Here is a 1,773-nt window from a genome sequence, read left to right on the forward strand (position 1 = left end):
AATCAGCGAGTCAGCTTGGGAAGAAATGACCTGCTTATTCGCACCTTCCCTAAGAATGGTAATTGCATTGTGATCGTACGTAATAAATTTTTCTTCATTTTTCTGTTTATTTTTGCACAGTTAACGCTCTCTTCTGTGGCACAGGCTGAAGAGAACGCGACGGATAAGGGCTGGTTCTCCACCTTAACGGATAATGTTTCGCAGACCTGGAATGCGCCAGAGCACTATGATCTCTACGTGCCGGCCATCACCTGGCATGCACGCTTTGCCTACGACAAAGAAAAGACCGATAAATATAACGAGCGCCCGTGGGGGGCAGGTTTTGGTCAGTCGCGCTGGGACGAAAAGGGCAACTGGCACGGTATTTATCTGATGGCCTTTAAAGACTCCTTTAACAAATGGGAACCGATTGGTGGCTATGGCTGGGAGAAAACCTGGCGTCCGTTAGCTGACGACAACTTCCACGTTGGCCTGGGCTATACCGCCGGGGTGACTGCACGCGACAACTGGAACTATATCCCCATTCCGGTTCTGCTGCCGCTGGCCTCAATTGGTTATGGCCCTGCAACGTTCCAGATGACCTACATTCCCGGTACGTACAACAACGGTAACGTTTACTTCGCCTGGATGCGTTTTCAGTTTTAACTGAAAAAAGCTGACAAAGCGGTGAAAAAATGCGCAGTCGTTGATTCATATGGGATAAAAATCCGCCAGCGAAAATTAACGCGACTTTAGTCACTTTTTATCAAAGATCCGCTGGACAAAAGGTCCCACAATTGTTGTACTGGTAACCGACACAGCATTTGTGTCGTTTTTTAATGTAAAGGTAATTTTGATGTCTAAGATTAAAGGTAACGTTAAGTGGTTTAATGAGTCCAAAGGATTCGGTTTCATTACTCCTGAAGATGGCAGCAAAGACGTGTTCGTACACTTCTCTGCAATCCAGTCTAATGGTTTCAAAACTCTGGCTGAAGGTCAGCGTGTAGAGTTCGAAATCACTAACGGTGCCAAAGGCCCTTCTGCTGCTAACGTAATCGCTCTGTAATTCAGACGCGTCAGCAAGAATTTCAAAACCCGCTCACTGAGCGGGTTTTTTTCGTTTTGCATCAGCCAAGCAGATACATCTTCAGGAAGCTGGCAACGATCAGCACGCTCAACAACACCACGCCTGCGCTCATCAAACTCTCTTTCATTCTGTCACCCTCGTTCTGTATTGGCACCAGAGTGACAGAGAAAAATTAAGCCAACATTAACGCTTCGGCAGTTAGTGGGGGCTGGCGGAAGAAAATAGCCAGAATGCGATCCCGGTCATCGCAAAAGAGCCGAGCATATTTATCGCAACGTTCAGCAACGCCCAGCCGATACGGCCTTCCTGAAACAAAAACACCGTTTCCGCAGAAAAGGTGGAGAAGGTGGTTAAACCGCCGCAGAACCCGGTGGTAATCAATACCTTCCACATGGGATCGATGTGCGTCATACGGTTAAACCAGGCCAGACCCATGCCAATGATAAACGCACCAATCAGGTTTGCGGCCAGTGTTCCCATTGGAATCGCCTGATGCAGTGGATTAAACCGCATACTCAGGAACCACCGCGCAACGCTCCCCGTCCCCCCACCAATAAAAACAGCTAAAAGGAGTTGTAACACTGTAAATACCTGCTATTTGATGTGTAAGAGTGGCGAGTTTAACGCTGTTTATAATCAGGGGACAAATATGTATCCGTCATTCCGCAGCTAATTCCAGAATTTAAATAGCGTGATCTGGCGATCAG

Annotated in this window: 3 protein-coding genes; 2 read left to right on the forward strand and 1 reads right to left on the reverse strand. The window is 47.4% G+C overall.

Annotated elements, in window-relative coordinates:
• Window positions 1-69 precede the first annotated feature (69 nt).
• Together pagP and cspE are read left to right on the forward strand one after the other, a co-directional pair.
• Window positions 70-645, forward strand: a complete 576-nt coding sequence (pagP, locus tag HX884_RS26275; RefSeq protein WP_342453537.1) for a lipid IV(A) palmitoyltransferase PagP — start codon at window positions 70-72, stop codon at window positions 643-645.
• A 190-nt stretch (window positions 646-835) separates the two neighbouring features.
• Window positions 836-1,045, forward strand: a complete 210-nt coding sequence (gene cspE, locus HX884_RS26280) for a transcription antiterminator/RNA stability regulator CspE (protein WP_002439184.1) — start codon at window positions 836-838, stop codon at window positions 1,043-1,045.
• A gap of 219 nt (window positions 1,046-1,264) precedes the next feature.
• On the opposite strand, the gene crcB is transcribed toward cspE, so the two are convergent.
• Window positions 1,265-1,648, reverse strand: coding sequence for a fluoride efflux transporter CrcB (gene crcB, locus HX884_RS26285; RefSeq protein WP_029882131.1), 384 nt, complete (start codon window positions 1,646-1,648; stop codon window positions 1,265-1,267).
• Window positions 1,649-1,773: the final 125 nt, after the last annotated feature.

It is taken from the genome of Enterobacter sp. SECR19-1250 (assembly GCF_013391025.1).
In the GTDB taxonomy this organism is placed as follows: domain Bacteria; phylum Pseudomonadota; class Gammaproteobacteria; order Enterobacterales; family Enterobacteriaceae; genus Enterobacter; species Enterobacter cloacae.